This is a genomic window from Chitinophaga sancti, from assembly GCF_034424315.1.
Lineage (GTDB): Bacteria > Bacteroidota > Bacteroidia > Chitinophagales > Chitinophagaceae > Chitinophaga > Chitinophaga sancti.
Genome location: NZ_CP139972.1, coordinates 3017156 through 3039277, shown reverse-complemented (window position 1 = coordinate 3039277; position 22122 = coordinate 3017156). Strand labels below are relative to the sequence as shown.

Annotated in this window: 23 protein-coding genes and 2 tRNA genes; 6 read left to right on the top strand and 19 right to left on the bottom strand. The window is 41.1% G+C overall.

The genetic code is table 11. The features are described from left to right. The first annotated feature begins 13 nt into the window (after window positions 1–13). Entirely contained in the window at window positions 14–283 is a 270-nt protein-coding gene (locus tag U0033_RS11690) for a hypothetical protein (protein WP_072361497.1), read from the top strand. A gap of 807 nt (window positions 284–1090) precedes the next feature. Here U0033_RS11690 and U0033_RS11685 read toward each other — a convergent pair. Next, a complete protein-coding gene (locus tag U0033_RS11685) occupies window positions 1091–1387 on the bottom strand; it encodes a hypothetical protein (protein ID WP_072361498.1) in 297 nt (98 codons plus the stop codon). A gap of 387 nt (window positions 1388–1774) precedes the next feature. On the opposite strand from U0033_RS11685, the gene U0033_RS11680 reads away from it, so the two are divergent. Next, window positions 1775–2907 (top strand): IS630 family transposase gene (locus U0033_RS11680; RefSeq protein ID WP_322518498.1). Its coding sequence is split into 2 segments (ribosomal slippage): window positions 1775–2198 and window positions 2198–2907, totalling 1134 coding nucleotides; the frame shifts between segments, so codons are not numbered across the junction. Here the strand turns inward: U0033_RS11680 and U0033_RS11675 are convergent. The 12 genes from U0033_RS11675 to sbcD form a co-directional block, all read right to left on the bottom strand. Next, window positions 2904–3578 carry a TIR domain-containing protein gene (locus U0033_RS11675; RefSeq protein WP_072356420.1) on the bottom strand — a complete coding sequence of 225 codons (675 nt, stop codon included), beginning with the start codon at window positions 3576–3578 and terminating at the stop codon, window positions 2904–2906. The genes U0033_RS11680 and U0033_RS11675 overlap by 4 nt on opposite strands. A gap of 2 nt (window positions 3579–3580) precedes the next feature. After that, window positions 3581–4183: an SLOG domain-containing protein gene (locus U0033_RS11670; RefSeq protein WP_072356423.1), complete on the bottom strand. Its 603-nt coding sequence runs from the start codon at window positions 4181–4183 to the stop codon at window positions 3581–3583. Beyond that, window positions 4162–5334, bottom strand: coding sequence for a toll/interleukin-1 receptor domain-containing protein (locus tag U0033_RS11665; protein ID WP_072356425.1), 1173 nt, complete (start codon window positions 5332–5334; stop codon window positions 4162–4164). Before U0033_RS11665 ends, U0033_RS11670 begins: the two co-directional genes overlap by 22 nt. Before the next feature lie 2 nt (window positions 5335–5336). Further along, window positions 5337–5882 carry a toll/interleukin-1 receptor domain-containing protein gene (locus tag U0033_RS11660; RefSeq protein ID WP_177318508.1) on the bottom strand — a complete coding sequence of 182 codons (546 nt, stop codon included), beginning with the start codon at window positions 5880–5882 and terminating at the stop codon, window positions 5337–5339. A 17-nt stretch (window positions 5883–5899) separates the two neighbouring features. Beyond that, on the bottom strand, window positions 5900–6772 hold the full coding sequence (locus U0033_RS11655; protein WP_072356428.1) for a hypothetical protein: 873 nt from the start codon (window positions 6770–6772) through the stop codon (window positions 5900–5902). Next, the gene (locus U0033_RS11650; protein WP_072356431.1) at window positions 6723–7346 is read right to left on the bottom strand and encodes an Nmad2 family putative nucleotide modification protein; all 624 of its coding nucleotides are present in this window, start codon (window positions 7344–7346) and stop codon (window positions 6723–6725) included. Before U0033_RS11650 ends, U0033_RS11655 begins: the two co-directional genes overlap by 50 nt. Window positions 7347–7350: 4 nt before the next feature. Next, window positions 7351–7839, bottom strand: a complete 489-nt coding sequence (locus U0033_RS11645; protein ID WP_072356434.1) for a TIR domain-containing protein — start codon at window positions 7837–7839, stop codon at window positions 7351–7353. Between the two features lie 13 nt (window positions 7840–7852). Beyond that, window positions 7853–8833, bottom strand: coding sequence for a nucleotide kinase domain-containing protein (locus U0033_RS11640; protein ID WP_072356437.1), 981 nt, complete (start codon window positions 8831–8833; stop codon window positions 7853–7855). 11 nt (window positions 8834–8844) lie between these two features. Further along, a complete protein-coding gene (locus U0033_RS11635; protein ID WP_072356438.1) occupies window positions 8845–9729 on the bottom strand; it encodes a nucleoside triphosphate pyrophosphohydrolase family protein in 885 nt (294 codons plus the stop codon). A 149-nt stretch (window positions 9730–9878) separates the two neighbouring features. After that, window positions 9879–10367, bottom strand: a complete 489-nt coding sequence (locus U0033_RS11630; RefSeq protein WP_072356439.1) for a TIR domain-containing protein — start codon at window positions 10365–10367, stop codon at window positions 9879–9881. A gap of 3 nt (window positions 10368–10370) precedes the next feature. Beyond that, window positions 10371–11810 carry an SIR2 family protein gene (locus U0033_RS11625; protein ID WP_072356441.1) on the bottom strand — a complete coding sequence of 480 codons (1440 nt, stop codon included), beginning with the start codon at window positions 11808–11810 and terminating at the stop codon, window positions 10371–10373. Window positions 11811–12026: 216 nt separating this feature from the next. Next, on the bottom strand, window positions 12027–12818 hold the full coding sequence (gene sbcD / locus U0033_RS11620) for a metallophosphoesterase family protein (RefSeq protein WP_083571282.1): 792 nt from the start codon (window positions 12816–12818) through the stop codon (window positions 12027–12029). A gap of 254 nt (window positions 12819–13072) precedes the next feature. Here sbcD and U0033_RS33295 point away from each other — a divergent pair, with 254 nt between their 5' ends. After that, entirely contained in the window at window positions 13073–13480 is a 408-nt protein-coding gene (locus U0033_RS33295) for a recombinase family protein (protein ID WP_072356444.1), read from the top strand. Between the two features lie 283 nt (window positions 13481–13763). Here the strand turns inward: U0033_RS33295 and U0033_RS11615 are convergent. Further along, window positions 13764–13847, bottom strand: a tRNA-Leu gene (locus U0033_RS11615). Window positions 13848–13928: 81 nt separating this feature from the next. Beyond that, window positions 13929–15077, bottom strand: a complete 1149-nt coding sequence (locus tag U0033_RS11610) for a sensor histidine kinase (protein WP_072356446.1) — start codon at window positions 15075–15077, stop codon at window positions 13929–13931. A gap of 107 nt (window positions 15078–15184) precedes the next feature. Between U0033_RS11610 and U0033_RS11605 the strand changes: the two genes are divergently transcribed. Then, on the top strand, window positions 15185–16213 hold the full coding sequence (locus U0033_RS11605; protein ID WP_072356449.1) for a glycosyltransferase family 2 protein: 1029 nt from the start codon (window positions 15185–15187) through the stop codon (window positions 16211–16213). 600 nt (window positions 16214–16813) lie between these two features. On the opposite strand, the gene U0033_RS11600 is transcribed toward U0033_RS11605, so the two are convergent. The 3 genes from U0033_RS11600 to U0033_RS11590 all read right to left on the bottom strand — a co-directional run bounded on the left by U0033_RS11600 (window position 16814) and on the right by U0033_RS11590 (window position 17482). After that, window positions 16814–16886, bottom strand: a tRNA-Gly gene (locus U0033_RS11600). 100 nt (window positions 16887–16986) lie between these two features. Then, window positions 16987–17163 (bottom strand): helix-turn-helix domain-containing protein, encoded by a 177-nt coding sequence (locus U0033_RS11595; RefSeq protein WP_083571283.1) that lies wholly within the window; start codon window positions 17161–17163, stop codon window positions 16987–16989. A 13-nt stretch (window positions 17164–17176) separates the two neighbouring features. Further along, on the bottom strand, window positions 17177–17482 hold the full coding sequence (locus tag U0033_RS11590) for a hypothetical protein (protein ID WP_072356453.1): 306 nt from the start codon (window positions 17480–17482) through the stop codon (window positions 17177–17179). 39 nt (window positions 17483–17521) lie between these two features. Here U0033_RS11590 and U0033_RS11585 point away from each other — a divergent pair, with 39 nt between their 5' ends. Both U0033_RS11585 and U0033_RS11580 read left to right on the top strand, forming a co-directional pair. Next, the gene (locus U0033_RS11585; RefSeq protein WP_072356455.1) at window positions 17522–19060 is read left to right on the top strand and encodes an alpha-N-arabinofuranosidase; all 1539 of its coding nucleotides are present in this window, start codon (window positions 17522–17524) and stop codon (window positions 19058–19060) included. A 124-nt stretch (window positions 19061–19184) separates the two neighbouring features. Then, complete coding sequence (locus U0033_RS11580; RefSeq protein WP_177318510.1) at window positions 19185–19829, top strand: type 1 glutamine amidotransferase domain-containing protein; 645 nt, start codon at window positions 19185–19187, stop codon at window positions 19827–19829. A 23-nt stretch (window positions 19830–19852) separates the two neighbouring features. Here the strand turns inward: U0033_RS11580 and U0033_RS11575 are convergent, their stop codons facing one another. Next, window positions 19853–22066, bottom strand: a complete 2214-nt coding sequence (locus U0033_RS11575; protein WP_072356460.1) for a DUF4838 domain-containing protein — start codon at window positions 22064–22066, stop codon at window positions 19853–19855. Window positions 22067–22122 lie beyond the last annotated feature (56 nt).

Sequence of the window (22122 nt, the reverse complement as noted above, 5' to 3'; positions counted from 1 at the left end):
GAAAATTTAGGCATTGATTATTGCGACTTTCGTGGTGCTGAAGCAGATGACGTATTTTGAAAGCGATAACAAGGGTTTTGACAGGGAAACGATTGTACATGTGCCGGTGGATAGTTTCAGTATCAGCAGGGTAGGTTATTTAAGGGACAGGCTGACTGCGATCAGGGAGATAACTCGTGTTAGTTTCAGTAATTCGGCCCCGGTGAATGATGTGGTGGACGCCTATTTATGTGGATCATGCTGTGAAGCCTACATCGTTTTCAGTCATTTACAGGTGGATTGATGCTTATTATAAAGATACTTACCAGATATCACTCACTGCTGGCAGAAATTTAAGTACACAGGATTCTGAAAAGCGGAGATCTGTGGTTGAAGTCACAGGGAATGTTGTTTAACGAACAAATGGATATGTTTTGCAAATAGCTAAAAGATGATAAAAATCCGCTAATCGGTGGTTCTCATGCTTTTTCTTCCAAGGATCACAAAGAAATGACGCCAGCCTTAGTTTGGGATGCGAAAAGAGGGTAGGTGAGAAAATACTGTATAGTGAATGGATTATAGTTCATTAACCAATAGTATCAAGTTGGAAATTATTTACGAAGCTTTACGCACATAGAACCCAGTTATTGGATCGAGTAAAGGCCCTCAGCTACTATCGGAGAATCGCTTCATTGCTGGTAAAAACATTATAAGGAAATGAATTTAGATAGAAATTTTAAAATAAAGGTCACTTTATAACCGTCTGAACCCCAATTATTCCCACAATAAAAAATGCTAAAAATCACTTTTTCAAGCAATTTTTGGCCCTGTGTGCGGAACGGGAGGGGTTAGTTGAACACCTTCAGCACATATTAAATGTTGTAAATCAAATAGTTGATATGAATAGATCACATTTTGAAAAGGTAATCAACAAAAAGAGAAGGCGAATTCGGTAGTCCTGATGTGAATTAACTCCTGACGGGGGCAATACAACCTCCGCTAATGCGGTAGTTCCTGCTGCAGGGGCCGAACACAATGAATTGAACTGCCGGGAAAGGGCCTGTCTTACATAATATAAGCATGTATTAAAATGTAATATACATATCGGGAATTAGCCCGTGCCGGTCTTCGCCAACATCGCCAGGGTATTTGCGCAGGAAATCGCTGTTGCTCCACTGTCAATGTATTGGGCGGCTCTTAAGGCAAAGTCGTCAAACAGGGTGGCGGCATCCGGCTCTTCATCTTTTTCTTCGTAAGATAGGTCTTCCAGATTGCTGCGAAGCTCGCCATTGGCAATGGAGTAGTGGTATTGGTATCGGCAAATACCTTGTGCAGGAAAGATATGATAAATGGTGTATTGCGGGCACGCAGCAGCAGCAGGGCCTGGCTGTTTTAAATTGCTAAACAATGGATTCGAATGTCATGAGTATTAATGCTTTCAACAAAATTGGGCACGAAAAAAAATGGTATAAATATTTGCAATGCTTTAGCCGGAAATTGTTCGCAATGGCGCTATTGCTAGAATTACCTATAGCTACATGGCCGGAGTAAAACAGGCCCTGGCCCACCGGGTGGGTGGTAAATTGATGCGTTAAACGTGTCATATGCATGGTGGGCCGGTAGTGTCTGGTGTAAGTGCAACCGGCGGGTTTAATTATTGTGGATTAATAGTGGCGTTGTCAAATTAATACTTTTAATTATTTAATGGAAAGTTTTGCCCCATAATGTTTACTAGTGTTATGTTAAATATAAAATGGCGTAAATATAATGTATATTCGATGAAATATTTCCGGAGATGATACGCTATACCGTTAAATTAACAAAAAGAGAAGTTGAAGAATTACACAGCATAATAAATAAAGGTTCACATACTTCTCAAACCTTTCGTATGGCTTATATTCTATTAAATTGTGATGATGGAAAATACTCGGAAAAAGTGACCAACGAGCAAATAAGTAAAGTTTTGAAAGTTGGGATGCGCACAATAGATCGGGTTAAGAAGAAATTTATAGAAGAAGGCTTTGAAGGGGTATTAGAAAGACGGCCTTCAAATCGTATTTACGAGTCTAAAGTGGATGGAGATATAGAAGCGAAGTTAGTCACATTATGCTGTAGTGAGCCACCTAAGGGATTTGCTAGATGGTCGTTACGGCTCCTGGCAGACAAGATGGTTGAATTAAAGTATGTAGAAAAGATCTCTCATGTAACAGTAAGAAAGGTCTTAAAAAAAATGAACTTAAGCCTTGGAAATCAAAAGGGTGGGTAATCCCACCGCATTGTAATAGCGAATTTGTGGCAAAGATGGAGAATGTGTTAGATGTATATAAAAGGCCTTATAATGCTGATTATCCTGTTATTTGCATGGACGAGTCGCCAAAACAGTTAGTCGATGATGTGAGACAATCAGTTGCCATGAAGCCTGGTCAGGAAAGAAGAGTAGATTACGAGTACGTTAGACATGGCGTGGTAAATATATTTATAGCAAATGAACCATTGAAAGGGAAGCGTTTTGTGGAGGTAACAGCATTCAAAGCCAGAAAGGATTGGGCAATGTTTATTAAAGAAATCGCAGATAAGAAATATCCCAAAGCGAAAAAGATAACCCTGGTGATGGATAATTTAAAAACGCACACGGGTGCTGCATTTTATGAGACCTTTGAACCCAAAGAAGCAAAAAGGCTGTGTGATAGATTTGAATTCATCTATACTCCAAAACATGGAAGCTGGTTAAATATGGCCGAAATAGAATTGCACGTATTGAATGGACAGTGCCTGAACAGGCATATATCTACAATCGAGAAGGTAAAAGAAGAGGTCACTGAATGGCAAATTCATCGAAACAATAAGAACAGCCAAATAAACTGGCAATTCACAAACAAAGAAGCAAGAGTGAAGTTAAAAAGATTGTATCCGTCAATTAATATTTAACATAACACTAGTGTATAACGGTTAATGTTGTTTCTAATACTGAGGGCAATATTAATATACTCATCCATATCGGCTATAAAATCTATCCATTTTACCAAATGTATATAGGAAGAATATCCCCAATACGGAGGCTTAACACCATGGTTGTTACACGTCGAGAGTGTTGGGGTAATAATATTGAACATATTATCTCTTAGTATTTGAAAAAGGAAATCTGTTTTCAATATCCGACAGTTACAAACAGGGCAGGCATTTTCCCTAATAAAATAATCATACTGCCCTTGACGGTTAGGGAGTACTACTGCAAGCATCGCATTCGTTTTACTATTATTCCCTCCTCGTGACTGCTGCCTTAGTGAATAAGAAATTTCCCATGGCATCCATTGCTCCTGCTCCTGAACCAATGGATTTTTCATCCCTTCGGAAATTAATACGATAGTTACGCTACTGTCAAATATCTTATCACCGAGTTTAGACCCTATAGTTGAGTCTTTTAATGTAACCATACTTTCGCCATCGTTTTCTCCTTTATAGATGTGATCTTCCCCATTTTCTATCAAGGCATTAATTTCATCCACATAATGCCTTGCTGTAGTGTCAAAACGATGTCTCGGCAATGCTTGTACATTGCCATCTGAATATTTATACGAAACAAAAATCTTTTTTCCCATTTTTATATATTATTATGGTTGTCTAAAAGTAGTTCACGAAAAAGAGCCATGTATGCATAGCTATTTTTTAGTATGACGCCGAAGGGCTCATCCAAGTTTTCGTATAAAATCCGGGCTGCAGCCCCTGTACTAGCGACCGGTATAATAAGGGCTTTAGGATGTTTTTCTTTGAAAATTTCATATTCCTCAATTATACCTTCCATTCCTCCGATGAACACAGCGGCGTCAAATCTGTGTTCCGATAGCATTCTCTCTCTCATATGGGCAATACTTTCTTTTATTGTCGGGTATCTTTCGGTATAAATTACATGCTCGAAAACCTTGTTGTCATCAATAAAGCCCTTCTCAAAGAAGAGAGACTGATATAAAATCACGTGATCCTGCACATTCCTTCCCAACCTCTGCAGCACATATCTGATAAGTGGCGTAATCGACGGATGTCCACCCCAAACAAGTTTTGAGTGGGGAATAATCACCGTTGCCAAAGCACGCACGGCATCTCTGATTGCCATTATATCGGCTGTATCGTAATAAATTCGATTTCTTTCGGGGTCAGGAATACTTGCCGAAAGAAATATTTTACTTAAGTGTTGTGTATTAGCCATTGTTCGATGCCCTCAATTTTTAAAGCTTTTACGGGTAAGTAATTATCCAGCCAGGATAAGTGTTTTATCCATTTTTCCCTGATATTGATATGATCGTAAAGAATAAAAATAGTTTCAGCATTCCTTTTCTTTACCTGCTTTATCAATTCTTCAGATTGATCGTAGGTAAACGATTGCGGCACTCCAACAGTAGGTATAAAAACCAGCTCCTTACCGTCTGGTTTATTCATAAGAATAAATTTTTCAGGTTGCAGGTTGGCGTCTTTACCTACGCGGGCAGCGCCCTTAAAAAACTCGGTAATTATATTGTCTTGCCGTGAAGCCAGACTCCTCGCTCTTAAAGATTCAACTTCACTCACAATTTGATCAATTGTATTTTTTGTTAAATATGCGTCTTTATTGGCGTATGTATTGTTCCCAAAATCGGAATCTTGTAGTGGATAAGGAATGGATAACTTAGCTTCAAGTTCAAGGCTGTGGCCGGGCCAAATTAATTGTAAAATGCCAACAGACATAGCGTTAGCCTGAGCGAGTTCCTGCATCGTCCAATGGCTATTTACAAATCCGGGGGTATTTAATAACACTACCACATCCGTATCGGCCAGCCGTTGCCATAATTCATCCTGAAAAGGTTCTCCAGGACGTACACAGTGTGTGTCTAAAAACACATCGAAGCCGTTTTTTTCAAACTGCTCAAAAAGCTGGATAGCCACAATACTAGACTCTTCGCGTTTATAACTAATGAACAATCGCCTGGAAAGTCTAAGAAGGCTCAATCCTTCCAAAATAACGCTTACTAACGATTCTACATCTTTTTCATTTGACAACTCATATCCATTGACCTTATGAAGTTCTTCGGGTGTACATTGCTTAAAACTTTTAAGGTCTACTACTAATGGTATAATTAACGTAGCATCATTAATTAGCGACCTCAATAATTCTAAGTCGCCAAACATTCCGTCATTAGAGCCAAAATATAAACATACAGCAGGTGCATTGGCTTTATATTCGGAAAAGTTGGCTTGTTCAATGTATAACAGCGAATCGCCTGAAACGCCCAGCTCCGCAGTGTGTCTGTTTAAGCTTTCCTTTATCTGACCAATAAAGGAATTTTCGTTTCCAATTAATAGTATCTGATATTTGGTTCTCATATTTATTTCCTTAACCAGCTTTCAATGCTTTCTGAAGTCCCGTCAGGATATATTACACTAAACGAGTTGGCGTAATAAGAACTGCTCTCTATTCTTGGATAGATCTGAAGATATTCATTACCATTCCATGTGCCACTGTTATCTGCCAAAGGGAAAAGTGCCATCTTTTTGCTGCCCGATTTATATGGATCCGCTATACCAACCTCCCAATTGCACCATTTTGATGCAACGGCAGCATTTGTAGCAAGAAGTACAAACTTATCGTTAAGCTGTATTTTACTTTTGATGTTGCTGGCCGTTTCTCCATTTGGTCTTTCCGGCATGGTGTGATCCATCCAATCAATATAAACGGCTATACCTAATGTCCTAAAAAATGTAACCGCTTGTTCTATCATCTCTTTATCAGTATGTGCATGGGACAAAAAAATACTTGTCGTTTGGCTTGATCTGGAGAATTGTCGGTTTTCATTTACTACATCTCTTAATCCTTTGTAGCCTGCTTTGTTTTGTGCAATTGTGGCTAATTGGCTTCTTGTAATTATTGACATTTGTATATATTAAAAAATTAGATTAGATGTGGTTTCGTTGGTAATGGAATCATATCATATAATGCATCTAAGGCTTTTTGGGGTGTATTAACAACCTTGTCTATCCAAGCATTAAAATCTTGAGCATTAAGTGGTGACAAATGACCTAGATCTGCCTGGTAGTGTAACTCCAGGCTTTCATTAATATACCCTCTTTCGGTAAATAGTTTTGTCTCTTGTCCTTTTCTCCTTTGGGGAATTCTCTTTTGAATTATCTGCGTAAGTGCAATTTCAGAGTATATCCAAGGAGATGTTGTACTATCGGTATTATTAAATGGAGTAATAGATTCGGGCGTATTATAGAAAAAAATGCATTCGGTAGTATTTATCATCCTAGATAGGGCCACAGAAAGCATCATATGAGCATGACTGGCTGACTTTCCTACAGCTACATAAGAATAGCTTCTTTTTTCATAATTAGTCCATGAATATTTATCATCCAGAATTTTCTGCAAGTTCCTTACCGATTCCCATACACAAGAATCGACAAATACTTTCAAGCTGAATTTCCAATTCAAAAAACCTGCAAGCGCCATTACTTCGTCAACATTCTTGTGCGAATTAGAAATAAAAATATCCGCCTCGATTTGAGGGAAAAATAACGATTCTATCTTAGCCGCATCAAGTTGATGGCTCTCTCTGACAACATCCTTAAATTTATCGAGAATATTGCTTTTATACTTTTCTTGAATTGATAAACCTTGATCTTTATAGCTTTCTACTAGTGAATCATTCAATTTTATTTTCAGGTTAAACCCTCTATACATAATTTTATATTTTAGTGTTCCTTTTTTAAATCCTCTATGCCTTTTTAGAATTAAAATATTGCTTCCAGTTAATAGGGTCTCCATGAATTCCAATAGTATGCTTTTCCTTTACCCACTCAATAAATTTATCAGCCAGATTTTTAGGAATAGAAGGCCCCTTCATATTTCGTCCCTCGCTACAAACAGGCCAGAACCTTTTGGGAATTTGAATTGCTTTATCTCCGAAGTAGAAAAAAGTTTTTGATATCAGAACATATCTTCCGCCTGTATCAACTTTTAAATGTTCTTTGTTTATGCGACCGCCTTCTAAAGAATGAGCACCATTTATTTGGTTCCATTTTTTTGTTGTAGGGTCTCTATAATAAAAATTATCTCCATACATCTGCACAAGGCTGCCATTGATGACGGGCTTTTTGTATTGAAAGCGAGGATCATCCCAATATTTTTCCATTTCAATTTTCTCTTCTACCTGCATGGCAAATATCAAATGATGAAGTTTTTTTAGCTTCACGCTCCCAGTGCCTATAATCCAATCTCCTAGTTGAAGATTTTTATTATTGCGTATCGAAGGCTTACAGACAGCAAGGGTACAATAGCTGCCAAATGGGTTAGGCGCTAAACCAAAATCGTGTTCAATTTTATATGAGAAGTATGCCATACTTTTATTTTTGACATTTAACCCTTGTTACATTGTAAATTGGCCCCCGAGTGCTTCCGTCTGCATTCTCTGCAGGCATATTTTTACCTTCAATAGCATCGCCCAACTTATCCACTGAATTCCATCCTAATGGAGTTCCTCCATACTTCTTAAACGCTTCCGGAAGCTCTACATCGTTTGCTGACCCGTAAGTATACATTCCCACAATTTTCTTTCCCAGGTCATGTGCGTACTTGATCTCGTCATTAACATATTTGCTGGTGTGGGTATCTGGCCCTATTAGACAAATAAATGTACTAGACCAGCTTACTCTCATTCTTAATAAACGGGCGATAACAGCATCAGAAGGTCTTCTTCCATCTTTATGATTTGTGCTATCAACAGAAAAATTTCGGACATCATACCCTTGTGCCTTAAGTCTTGCTTTCAGGTTCTGGACTTGCTTATCATCCCCCCCTTTATGACTTATAAATACATTATGAGAATCTGCCATTTTTTTTAAATTATTAATGATTACAATAGTTTAAGTTCCATTTCTCCGGAAAAAAATATTCTATTTCTCCTAAAAAGGATTGCTTGTATTTCTGTTTAATTCGTTTACGATTGGACAAACTCTGCGCTTCGGGATGTACTACCCGGAGGTATTTATCAACTTCGCAAAACAAATTCTGACAATCAATTAATTGAAGATCTCTCCCCCAAAGCGTCTTAAAGGGTAAATTCAATCGCCCAAACTCTTCCCTTTGCTGTTCTGTCATCATTTTTATGATGTCTTCCTCTGAGTAAGCACCGGGGTCGGAAAAACATTTTCTTATCCCATCTTTGGCCCCAGGGCCAGCCTTAACAAAATCCATTTCTGAGAAATTAACGATATTGCTATAGTTGATATCAATAGCATATTGATAAGCCAGAAAAGGACCTATAGAAGGATAAGTTAGCAGCTTATTATATAACGATTCCAAGTTTTTCAGTTTGTCGATTCTCTGTGCCAAGCCGGAATTAATTATTTCTTCAATTAATTTAAGATGGTTTTGGTGCTTTAACGAATAACCATATACACTACCTGCTGAAGCCATTATGTAAGCACCTGAATATATTGAAACGCCCCTACTTTTTGCATCCGAAAGTATTGTATCAAACAAATAGTAATCAAAATCTTTATAGCTGATGGGGCCTACTTGTTCTTCAAGCATTTCCCAGGTTTCTATTTTGTTGAATATTTTAAAAAGCAGGATACGAAATAGAACTTCAACTGGGTTTTGTTCACCTGTGTATATTATATTTTTTATCAGGTATTGACTAACCCTATCTGTAGCTCTATATACGTTCGTAAACTTAAACTGATGGAGCACACTATCGTCTGTCCAAGGAAAATCTGATTTATTAATTCTCTTAAAGAAAACCTCCTGCCTTTCGAAAGCGAACTTCCAATAAGCATCATAGACGTAACTTTTTTTTGGTTTAATTTTTTTACTAAAAAACTGCATCTTGTAATAGGCTATTTTTTACCTAAATATGTTAGTGTTCTATTTTTTTTGCTAACCAAAACCCTTCCGCCATCATTATCCCGCAATTTGTTATATATTTCATAAGAATTTAGAATTGCCTTTTCCCATTGTTTGCCACTGCAGTCTTTTACCTCCAATTTTCCTATTAATATTTTAACCTGCTTGATTATTCCCGAATCTACGCTATTGCTATATTTAAGCAACTCGTGATCCAAAGCCAAACTGTAGATGTAAAGGGATACCATTTCTTCTATTATTTGAGCCCTAGCTCCATCTTCATTCTCATCAATATCTGCATTACTCTTTCTTTTTAAAGCCAATAGTTTTCTTAAAACCGGCGACCAACCAAGTATAGCCAAATAACCATAATGAAAGATATCATGGAAGCGATAACCGTCTTCGATATATGAATTATCTGTCAGAGGATCTCCAATGATTTCATTACTTCTTTTATCGATAATTTTTAGTTTTTTCTTTCCGATTTCTTCGTAGGAGATAAACTCAATTTCGAATTCATCAGGTAGTTTCTCATGCTCTGGAAAACCGTTATCGAAATCTTTATAGGTTTCAGAATCGTCTACTAAAAACCGGTCATGTATTTTTGTTAGGTTCTTAGAGGCAATGTCTTCCAGTATAAGATTATTTTGAGTTGCAATTGTTGAGATATACCATAAAACATCACCGAGCTCTTCTTCCAGCTTGGTTTTAAAAGCAACATAAGCATCGCCATCCCTAAATTTTTTCTTTAGTTCTGTCACTAATGATCCAATTTCACCAATGATCCCGAGAAATGGAACTATGGAAGTCAATTTATCGTCAGAAGCATTCCTTTGAATTGTCTCTTTTGCCTTTTCCTGATATGAATTAAAGTCCATCGATTCTATTTTTGCTTTTATATATTTTAAATGAATCCTCTCATAAGCCACTTACAACAAGTAGTACTCGTTCAACAGTCCTAAGGTTCCTAACAACATTCGCTTTAAACAGCCTTAATAGTCAAAAGGCGAAATAAAAGACGGTTCTACTAATTTTTCTTGTTTTTTATTGACTCTTCAATCCATGTTTCCATGTTATTCTTAATATCATTGTATGCATCGCTTGATTTTGGATTGTAGCATGTCACCAGATCGGATAATTTTTTCCCGCTCTCTGTTTTGAACTGTTCAAAAGGGTTTGTTCCCATAGAACATTTACCATTCTTCATGCAATTGATATTGTGTATGTAAATTCCCAAAAGGGTTTTACCACTATTCCATGCCTTTTCTATCTCGTACTTTATCCATTTTCTTTTTGCCGTCTCTTCACCAATTAAAACCACAACACAACTTCTGCCATACATATTGTCGTTTATCCACTTTTCTATCGCTTTGTCTCCCCCTCGTTTCACTGTTTCCCATTCATTCGGCGATACAGGCTTATTATCTTCGAGGGCTCCAATATTGCGGATTTGTTGTACTCTGAACACATCATTGTCATAATGAAAGCTGTAAAAAATTTGTCGTTTGATTGCCATTGTTTATTTATTTATTGTTTGAACAATTTTGATTATTTTATCTATAAGAGCACCATCCGTTAACCTGTCGTTAGACAGCTCCTTCATTAACGGAATAATTTGTTCAATGCCTTGATAGTACCGCCCCGAGTCTCCCATAACTGTGGCGTAAATTTCGGCCGCCATATACCCGGTGACTGCAACTGGGATTGGAACAAGTCCTTGTTCTAATGCTATTTCGAATTCTCGTTTTACCCCGCCAGCGTTAATGATTGCATCATCATTATTCTTTTTATTCCCAAAGATGATGATGGAGATGCCTGCCATTGAAATCATCTTTTGTCGGTAATCCTCCCATAATGCTGGTAACTCCGTTGTGCCGGTTTTGAATTGAGGGAAGGGGCGCATTATTAACTGGCTTTCTGAGTACTTTTCAGGCTTTTCGTAAATAGCTTCCAATGCACCATTTATGACCGCACTGCCAACGCCCCAGCCAAATCCGTTCACAATTCGATAGTTTTCCAGTATAATCCGTTTACTCAACAAGTGAATAAATCCTTGTGACCGGTTTTTATCCCAAGAGCCGTATTCCTCGGCACTACCCGATATAAATATGGTCTTCATGCGATAGCGTCTTTCTATTTCCGTCAATACCTCAGTTATATCCTCAAATCTCTCCACCAGCAAAGTCTCGATTTTATAACGTTTCAGATCATTGATCATAAGGTTCTGTTTTCTGATACGATACTTATAAATTTCTTCATCTTCGTCTTTAGCTCTTGCAACAGCTCTCATAAAGCAGTAGTGTTGTTTGCCATTTTTCCCCATTTGATGATTTAACCGGCTTAATATGTAGTCCAGATTAGGATCAGTGAAGCTGAATCCAAGAAATAAAAATGTCTTAGATATCAGATCGCCACTTAAAGCCGTGATGAAAGGCTCATGTGTTTTGTAGTAATACTCGTACTGCGATTTGGTGATTACGGCATCTGCAGGATGCGAGACATCACCATGCATTTTATATACCACAGCATCACGTTTAGGTCGCGTTGTTGCTAGTTGCTTTAACTCATGTTTTATATCGACTACTTTACAGGCCAACTTTAGCGCATCTTCTATCAAGGTATCGTAATTGGTTGTCCAAAAAGTTGTAATAGGTAGCCGAGCCAGTATCCTATGGTTCTCCGTTTCCTCTGCTTGCTCAGAAAACTCTTCCAGAATCTTTCTGTTGATCCCATTCCTGTTTTGCTTTTCATTTTCGTGGTACTGTGCCAACGAAATTAAATCGTGCTCCTTATCGACACTTAGTCCAAGTTCATCTGCAATATCTTTTAGCAAGCCGGGCCAATCGACGTATCCTGCAGATTTAGACAATCCGGCACCAGCAAATATGGCAACATTGCTTTCTGCCAAGTCTTTAACGAATATTTTTATAAATGCTTCAATCTCGTTACTAAATTTCATATAGATTGCTTTTTTCGATTACCAATTTATTTTCGCGTGAGGGTTAGCAGCGGAAATCCCGCAGAGCAGCGAGGACTTGCAGCGAATAGCCCAACCCGCAGGGGTACGCCCTTAATCAAACCATTTGTATTATTTGGGTTATTGTACATGACCTGCTTTATTCTTAAATCTGTTTTTACTACCCAGTTGTTTTTGCAGCGCTCGCTTTTCCTGGCTCTAATGAGCAAATATCTGCAGGAATATTTTGGAATAAGTACGGGTTCCCGTAAGCTTTTCTAAAAGAGCCGATTTTTCGTCTTTGGCTGCTTTTGAAAATGCTGTAAAGTCGCCATGGGCCAGCATTACAGCGCGGGTAAACTGTTCAGAGTTCAAGTCTACTAGGCGTTCAATCTCATCGGCGGTTTCCTTCTTTTTACCGGGGAAAACGGTGCCGGATAGTTTGTGGGTAAGCTGGATAGCATTGGGCTTCAAAGCGCCATCGACTTTATTCCTGGCCCACCTTATCCGCCTGGTGGCGGTATGGGCTTGCCCATCGGGGCCTATAAAATCTACCTCGGCATGACCTTCGCCGTTGCACAGGATGCACCGGTGATTGCTCTGGTTGATGGCAGTGCCTTGTAAATCTTTTAGCGGGATGATGAGTTTTGGGTAATCGATGCTGCCATCCCCTTTTTTCTCCACAAAATCGATGATATGTATGTTGGATGATTCCAGCAGGGGGTTAGGTGATTCCAGGCGTGCTGCCGAATCGTGATTGTCGGCAGTGATAATTATCTGCAGATCGGAGTTGGTTCCCACCGCCTGGTTCAGGAAGGTGTAGAACATTTTAACGTATGCCGCCGAAGGATTGGACAGATCGAACACATCGCCACTGATAAGTAAAACGTCTATTTGCTCTGATACAAGTGTTTCTAGCAACCAGTTTAAAAATTGCTGGTGCTCGTAGATACGATCACACTCATGGAAAAGTTGACCGATGTGCCAATCAGCAGTATGGGGAGAATTCATGTTTGGGATTATAGGCGTCTAAAATTACATTTTTCTTTAGGATTTCTGTAACTTTTTCCAAAGGCTCTACTCTTCGGGAAAAAAGAATAGATACAGGCATAATTCACAGTATAAATCTTAATCTAAAACAATAATCTCGGTGAAGACGACAGCATCATTAATATCTGGGCAGATCGGAGAGAAAGAACAATCTGTAAAAGCCTACCAAACTTGGAAAAATCAATTAGGAATTTTGCATAACAAAATTCCTAAACATGAACGCGATAGGTTATATCCGATTAAGCAGAAAAGATCAGTCGAAATATTCATTTGACGGTCAGGAATCTGCAATAAAAGCGTACTGCCTAAAGTATGATCTTCAACTCCTCTCCATATTTCGAGACAATGGAGAATGTAGTGACACATTCAACAGAGCAAACTTTAAGGCACTAGAGCTCTTTCTATGCCGCGACAAAGGTATAGTCAAATACCTCATAGTAATGAATCATGACAGATTCAGTCGGGATGTTTCTAAGGCATTATCCAAAATTAGTGAGTTGAAAAGACGACATGGGGTAACAGTGCTTTCCACGGAAGAGCCGATAGATCTTAATACTTCCGATCCACAGGTCTTTATTAGTGGGACTTTAAAGTATGCAATGGCTAATACTTCTAGTAATTAGTGATGTTGCGACGATAAGCCAAGATAAATCTTCCACTAAAGAGGCGAATACCTTTTTAGATTTCGTCTCAACCATTATCGTGGACTTTGTGATGAGAAGTTAAAGCAGTTGAGGGAAAACATTCAGAGGGTTTCAACCCATTTTTATCGGGGTGTTTAAATATAATCTCACGAGATTCGAACTCTTGATACGCTTCTTAGTTTATGATTATCAATTAATTGTAGTTAACAAAAATAAAAAAGTAGTTATTTATTTACTAAATAACTACTTCATTTCTAAATCGTGCGGAAGAGGAGATTCGAACTCCCAAGCCCTTTCAGGCACTACCACCTCAAAGTAGCGCGTCTACCAATTTCGCCACCTCCGCATCTTTGAAGGAGTGCAAATATATAATCTTTTTAAAAACCAACAAATTTAATTACAACTTTTTCTGCTCACCCCGCCATTTTTACTTCCTCAACCATATCCTAAACGTCGTACCCTTCCCCAATTCAGACGACTTCACTATCAACCTCCCCTTATGATACTCATCTATAATCCGCTTCGCCAAAGACAATCCCAATCCCCATCCTCGCTTCTTCGTACTAAACCCCGGCTTAAACACCTTCTCAAAATTCCCCTTCGGAATCCCCTTCCCCGTATCCGTAATATCAATTATAATATGCGCAGGATGACTCTCAATGAAAATATCAATACTACCCTTACCCTCCATCGCATCCAACGCATTCTTCAGCAAATTCTCTATCACCCAGTCAAACAACGACGGCGAAATCATCGCCGGCATCTCCGCCTCCTGCGTATGTATCGTAAACACCACCTTCTGCGGTGCCCTCTTTTTAATATACTGCATCATGTTGTTCACCTGCAATATCACATCTTTCTCCTCCAGCTGCGGCACACTGCCAATCTTACTAAACCGCTCGGTAATCAGTTTCAACCTGTCCACATCCTTCGTCAGTTCCGTCGCCATCAGTTCATTGCCCTCCGTTTCTTTGAGCAATTCAATCCAGGCCTCTATCGAAGACAATGGAGTACCCAATTGATGCGCCGTCTCCTTCGCCATCCCTACCCATACCAGGTTCTGGACCGCCCGGTTAGAAGATGTCAGGGCGATCAGCATGATACTTACAAACAAAGCCACGACCATCAATTGTATATATGGATAGTAGCGAACCTGTTTGAGAATCAGGGAGTCACCATAATAAATGTAGTTGTACAGATTATTCCGGGCATCTATTTCCATGATAAAAGGCCGGTGTTGCCTTCTGAATGTAGTCAGTTCATCTTCAATATATTGTGGATCATGAGAAATCCTTACCGTATCCAGGTTGCGCGAATCAATGATGTGCCCCTCCCGGTCCGTAATGATCACTGGAATAGTGGTGTTGTTGGTAATGATCTCCACCGCCAGGTTCAGGTTCGCCTCATCAGGTGCCTGTAATAACTCTCTGTTGGCTGCTACCCATGTAGCTACCTTACGGGTTTCTTCGTCTTCGATCTTGCGGGCCAGGCTGCTTACATACCAGATCGTACCCACAATAATGAGTACTGCCGCACCTACCAGCAGGAATTTCCAGCCTATGAACTGTTTGAACATATGAGGATCGAATTTAAGCAATATGCACAAAATGCCCCTTACACACTTACGTATTTTTCGCATATTTGCAACGCTAAATATATTTCTCACGTGTAATACTGAATCTATTGTCTGGATCACCATCGGTAGCAGTTGTCATTCTGAATTGGAACGGACGTAAGTTTCTGGAAGATTTTCTGCCTTCCGTATGTAGGTCAACTTATGAGAACCTGCAGTTGTACGTGGCGGACAATGCTTCTACGGATGATAGCGTGGCTTATGCACGCGAGCATTTTCCCGCGGTAAAAATTATTCAGAATACTACTAATAACGGGTTTGCCGGCGGATATAACGAGGCCCTGCAGCATGTGCAGGCCGATATCTATGTATTACTGAACCAGGATGTGGAAGTGGAGCCGGGTTGGATTGAGCCTGTAGTCGCATTAATGAAAAGGGATCACCATATAGCAGCCTGCCAGCCAAAGCTGAGGGCTTACTATGATAAGCCGGAATTTGAGTATGCCGGTGCTGCAGGTGGATGGATGGATATCCTGGGCTATACCTTTTGTCGTGGACGGATCCTGTATACAACCGAAACTGATGAAGGGCAGTACGACGATGAACAGGATATTTTCTGGGCCACCGGTGCCGCCTTATTTATCCGTTCTTCCTGTTTCCATGAGGTAGGCGGTTTCGATGCCGATTTCTTTGCACACATGGAAGAAGTAGATCTATGCTGGCGCCTGAAGCGTGCAGGGTATAGGATCTGTTATTGCCCGGAATCTATTGTATATCACGTAGGAGGGGGGAGCCTGCCACAGGGGAACCCAAGAAAGGTTTACCTGAATTTCAGGAATAACCTGATGATGTTGTGGAAAAACCTTCATCCGCATGACAGGTGGATCGTACTCTTCCAACGATTCTTCCTGGATGTGCTGGCAGGGGTGAAGAGCCTGGTGGCCGGAAAGCCGAAAGACATGAAGGCAATTTACAAGGCCTACATTGACTACCTGAAATGGCGCAGAAATTATAAAGGAGAAAAGCATGCGCTGCCCCAGAAGAAATTGCTGGATATGACAGGGGTGTTCCATGGAATCATGATCTGGAGGTATTATTTCCTGAATAGAAAGACTTTCAGAACTTTGGAAAAAGAGTAAGAGAATTGTAAAAATTTACTTTGATTTTCATTTGACATGATGTAAGTTTGCAATGCGAAATACATAGATATGGAAAATAATACTGTTGAAAACAAGAATGACTTTACCAATAACTGGGTGTCGTCTTCCAGATTTTTATTTTATATAAGCATTTTCTGCTTTTTGTCTTTTGTTCTGGGAGGTTGCTACCAATTGTATAAACATCGTTATCCTGGTAAGCCAGAAGTAAATGTTCCAGAAAACACGCTTTATAATCCTAAATACAAATAAGGGATTTGATTATATTTAAAAAGCCTTTCGGTATCACCGGAAGGCTTTTTAGTTTATACAAAACAAAAAACCGCATTGGTCATAGGCGAATGCGGTTTTTTGTGTGACCTAAGCATGCGGCCGGCTGAAATATAACGAAAAATGCAGGCCGCAAATAAAAAGATCAAGCCAAATTCTTAGGGGAAGGATAAAGGATCAATACCAAAAGTTGTGGAGAGCAATTGTACATCAGGCATATAGGATAAAATGCAAAGGCAGGAAGCATAAAGATTCCCAATACCCTAAAAACACAAAAGCCTGATAAGATCACTTATCAGGCTTTTACCTTTGAGCGGAAGACCGGGCTCGAACCGGCCACCCCGACCTTGGCAAGGTCGTGCTCTACCAAATGAGCTACTTCCGCTTGTATTTTTTAAGAGCTTTTTCCGTTTTCGCTTCACTGTGGTTGCGATTGGGATTGCAAATGTACAAATTGTTTTTATTTCACCAAATTTTTCTAAATATTATTTCTTCAACCCGCCCGGCGCTACCCCAAATTTCTTCCTGAACGCCGCGCTGAAATGCTGTGGTGACCGGCATCCCAGCTCATATACAATATCCCCGATCGCTTTCTTCCCATCAGCAAAAAAACTTCTCGCCATGCCTAAACGATAATTCGCCAGGTATCCCAATACCGTCATATTAAACTCCTTCCTAAACTTCTTTATTTAACTTAAATTCATTGATCCCCACTATCCCTAACATACTCGGTGGCATCCCCACATTATTAATCAAATAAATGGACCTGCTCCACAAAAATGCCATCAAACAACCACTGCCTAATAGTCGAATGCCCCCAATCTTTTCCAGTACACCACTCCATCCTCCCGCATTCGCCGAATCCTCATAGCGCTTCTTCCCATCCTGCACCTTTGAAAAATATTTAACGGAGTATTCAGAATTATATAAAGCAATAAAAATTGTTGTACAATTGACAATTAATTTTTCTACCTTAGCCATCGTTCCACGTCTTCGCAATTACGATAATGAAAACTGTATATGAAAAAGAATCTCACTTTCCTGGTGCTTTTGATGATCATGCATGTTGCAAAGGCACAAACTACTGCCAGCCTGACGGTATCTGGTAAATCAGATCACCAGATCAGCCGCCACATCTACGGTCACTTCTCCGAGCACCTCGGCCACTGCATTTATGGTGGTTTCTGGGTAGACTCCTCCCTGAACGTACCTAAAAAAGACCGCATCCGCCTCGATGTTGTTGATGCACTTAAAAAGATCCACATCCCGAACCTCCGCTGGCCAGGCGGCTGCTTTGCAGACGAATACCACTGGCGCGATGGTATCGGTAAAAGATCCGATCGCCCTAAAATGGTCAATACCAACTGGGGCGGCGTAACCGAAGACAACTCCTTTGGTACCCACGAATTCATGGACCTCTGCGAACTACTGCACACTGAGCCCTACATCTCTGCAAACGTAGGTAGCGGTACCGTAGAAGAAATGTCCAAATGGGTTGAATACTTCAACTTCGACGGCATCAGCCCTATGAGCAAGCTCCGTGCTGAAAACGGCCACCCTGCTCCCTGGAAAGTAGGCTTCTGGGGCGTTGGTAACGAAAGCTGGGGCTGCGGTGGTAACATGACCCCCGAATTCTATGCCGGCCAGTTCCGTCGCTATGCTACCTATGCCCGCGATTATCCGGGCGCCAAACTGAAAAGAATGGCCAGCGGTGCCAGCGATTTCGACTACCGCTGGACAGAAGTGTGTATGAGAGATATTCCCCTGCACATGATGTGGGGCCTGTCTTTACACTACTACACCCTGCCGGGCGACTGGGGTCATAAAGGCTCCGCCACCAGCTTCGATGAAAAAACATACTTCACCACCATGCGGAAATGCCTGCTCATGGACACACTCGTGACCAAACACTCCGCAGTAATGGATAAATACGATCCTAAAAAGAGCGTAGCCCTCGCTGTAGATGAGTGGGGTATCTGGACTGATGTGGAACCCGGTACTAACCCAGGTTTCCTCTACCAGCAAAACAGCCTCAGGGATGCCCTCATCGCTGCTTCTACTCTCAATATCTTCAATAACCATAGTGACCGTGTAAGACTGGCGAACCTGGCCCAGACTGTAAACGTATTACAGGCCCTGATCCTCACCGATAAGGAAAAACTGCTGCTCACACCTACCTACTATGTATTTGACCTGTTCCAGGTGCACATGGATGCTGCTTACCTGCCTATCCAGCTGAATAGCCCATCCTACACCAATGGCAATGAAAGCATCCCTGCTGTAAATGCCTCCGCTTCCAAAGATTCTACCGGCGCGGTGCATATCTCCTTCGTCAACCTGGATCCTTCCAAAAAGATCACAGTAACAGCGAACCTGCAGGATGTACAATGGAAAACCGTTAGCGGTCAGGTGCTGACTTCCGGTAAATACACTGATATCAATACCTTCGATAACCCTAACAAGGTGAAAACAGCTGCCTTCAATGGCGCTAAAAAACAAGGTAATGACCTGGTGGTAGAACTGCCTGCTACTTCCATCGTGGTAGTGACCTTAAAGTAAGTCTCCTTACATACGTCACCCTGAAGTAAAATAAATAATTACTGTACTTTAACAATTTAATGCCCCGGGGTACTCCTCCGGGGCATTATTATTGCAGCAGTATTTGCTTCAAAAACAAATGCTTATGAAGATATTGTTAGTAACCACCACCCACCATCAGCCAGGTAACACAGGCCTATGGCTTGATACACTGGCAGCCCCTTACTATGCATTTATCGAAGCCGGTGCAGACGTTCAGGTCGCTTCGCCGAAAGGTGGCAGGGTTACCTTAGATCCAACCGCAGAGCAACATCACCAGTTACTGGCCGATCAGGACGCTATCTATTGGCTGGAAAATTCACTGAAGCTTTCTGAAGTGAGTGCCGAGAATTTTGATTCCATCTTTATAGCTGGTGGGAGGGGAGCCATGTGGGACCTTGTAGATAATAAAGAACTCAATGCCTTGCTGCAGGACTTCAACAAAATCCGCAAACCCATTGCCGCTGTCGCACATGGTGTGGCAGGATTGTGTTGTTCCAAAGATAAGAGCGGCATAAGCCTGCTCTCAGGAAGGAACGTAACTGCTATCTCCAACGAGGAAGAAAAAGGAGAAGTACCTTTTCCCCTGGAAACAAGGTTAAAAGAAATAGGTGCCATATTTTATAAAGGAGAAAAGGTCGTCAGTGACGAAAATATTATTACCGGCCGGAATGCAGCGGCAGCCGTTGAAACAGCAGAAGCCGTGATAGAACAGTTAGAAAGTAATTATTACGTTCACTTCAAGATATAAAAAAAGGGCCCCAAGGCCCTTTTTTAAAATACATATACTTCATCAGCACATACCGACGGCCGCTTCGTTGGTGGTGCTCCCCGCCACCCCGGCACTGCAGCCTGACACTGCCCCCTCACCCTCACATACCTCGCCCGCACTGCTGGCAACGAAAACTGAAATGTATTGATCCTCGTTGTATAATCCTCATCCGCAATGGAAGGCGTTTGCTGCGTACCCGCAGTTGTAAAATTCACCCCGTCCGCTGATGTCTCCACCGTAATCATAGCAGGAGTAAAAATATAATGCCTTGGATCATGCAAAAAATTTACCTGCACCTTATTGACCGTTTTTTCAGCACCCAAATCAATCGTCGCCACCAGGTCCTTTCCATAAATAAACAACCAGTTAATGCTAAAATCCTTCGTTCCCAGCAATCCATCTGTCAGGGTTATTTCCCTCTTCGCGGGGTATTCATCTGACGGTGGATTCACCAGGCTCACTTTCGCATTATAGGCCAGGCTATTCACCCACTTCTTCGAGAATATAGTATCCCATTCCTGCTGATACGCATCCGGGGATGCACCACCCTCTGACAATTCCTTTACACCGGCCTCCTTACATTGTGCCACAAATTTCTTCACCCGTTCCGGCCAGCGTGGATTCACCACAAACCCATCTCCCGATGGCTGTAAAAATCCATACTTATCTGTTCCATAGAATCTTGACTGCTGTAATACACAATATTCCAGCCCTAACCTCGCATTATACACTCTTTTTACATACTCGCCGGAAGCCGCTGCCTCCGCTTTATCCAAAATGGTAGAATACTTATCAATAGCTGCAGGTGATAAATAATTCTTTGCACTCGCCACCGGATTGCCATAAATATCCAATTGCGCCTTATTCTCCCCCAACGCATTTACATACTCCAGCATCGCCGTACCCGCATTCCCGTAATACCCCTTAAAAAAGTCCTTCGTCAGCACCGCTACATCAGCTGCAGGATCCCACAATAATTTAGCCTGCAGATACGCATTATAAGGCCCCATATCACCATACGTATCCCCACTTCCCTGTGAGAATACCCCCTGCACCTTATGCGCTGTTATATATTGTAAATTCGGCTGCAAATTGTTATAATCAGGAAATGGTGCCAGGTAATTTGTAAACTGTGTAGTATAATCCCACACAAAGAGATGATCTGTCAATGCGCCCCAGCTCTCCAGGTTCTTCCTGAACTCTGCTGCTGATGGAATTGTACTCAAAGGTTCCTGCCTGTAAGCATCAATACTGCTTAGCATAATATAGACATTCGATGCCGGCTTTGTTTGCTGCGGTGCCTTTGCTGTATAGGTATAAGCTAATGTGGTAAAATGCTGATCAGGAAACTTCGCAGCCACCCGGTTTATAAAACGGATCAAACTCCCCGAAGCACTTCCTTCTTCCTTATTTACTTTGCTACACAGATCACAGGTGCAAAATCCGCCCCCATCTTCTGCCGCAACAGACCAGTACAAAGCATCAGGATTATCCGCAATCGCCTTACGCAGGTAATCAACCGTTACATTAAATACACCCTCATTGCTCAGGCACAACTGCGTCGCCTGCCGCTTTCCATCCACCAGCGCATAGTATTCCGGATGTGCGGAGAAATAAGTTTTTGGTGGCACGATCTTAAAGAACGAATGCCCCCATACTCCCCACAGATCCTCAAACCGGTGTAACTTATGCCATTCCAGGTATTCATTGTCAAACGCTGCGGGGTAATACGTTTCACGGTACACCAGTAGCGGCTCCTGCCTGTCCATCAAGTGCTGCGGCACACTCAGCTCTTTGGTACCAGGCACCCATGCCGGCCCCTCCGCATATTTACGCGCACCAAAGTATTTCTCAATCAATGTATACACGCCATACACCACACCCTTTCCACTACCTCCTTTGATATACACATCCCGCGTATCAGCAGCGATCAGGAATCCTTCTCCTTTTAACTTACCCAAAGCAGCACTATGCTCCGTATTCCCTACAAAGATCGCCGCCTGGTTTTTCTGATACCCGTTCTCTTTAATCACAGGCAATGTTACGCCGGCTATCCTTTGCACATAGTCCTGCAATACCGATCCTGCATGCAATTCATTCTTCGTTGCCTCTGCCGGTAATACAATCACATGCTTCTTCAGATCTATCCGGGATACCGTAGACTGACATGACAACATGGTTAATATGAATAACAATGACTGCATCATTCTGAACATGAAAATTTATAATTAAACTGAAAGAAAAACTCCCTCCGTATTGGGGAGGGAGTCAG